Below are 253 nucleotides of genomic sequence, written 5' to 3'. Positions count from 1 at the left end.
GCCATGCCGAAGTCTCGCTCCCCGGCGGCTGCGCGATTGGTGCGCGCCCGATGGACATTCACACCGACGGTCTGGCCAAGATGGGCGCGGAGATCGACCTGCGGGACGGCTATCTTTATGCCAAGGCCGCGGGCGGCAAGCTGAAGGGGGCGGTGATCGACTTCCCCTTCGCCTCTGTCGGGGCGACCGAGAATATCCTCATGGCCGCGACCTTGCCAAGGGCACCACCGTCATCAACAACGCCGCGCGGGAG

At 66.8% G+C, this 253-nt stretch carries 1 pseudogene; it reads left to right on the top strand.

Annotated features, from left to right (window positions below):
• A pseudogene (locus FCK22_RS18415) lies at nt 1-253 on the top strand (UDP-N-acetylglucosamine 1-carboxyvinyltransferase); the annotation flags it as partial.

Source organism: Sulfitobacter sp. 15WGC (genome assembly GCF_005068605.1).
GTDB lineage: Bacteria > Pseudomonadota > Alphaproteobacteria > Rhodobacterales > Rhodobacteraceae > Sulfitobacter > Sulfitobacter faviae.
The sequence above is the reverse complement of the archived record's forward strand: the minus strand, read 5'-3'. Positions and strand labels throughout refer to the sequence as shown.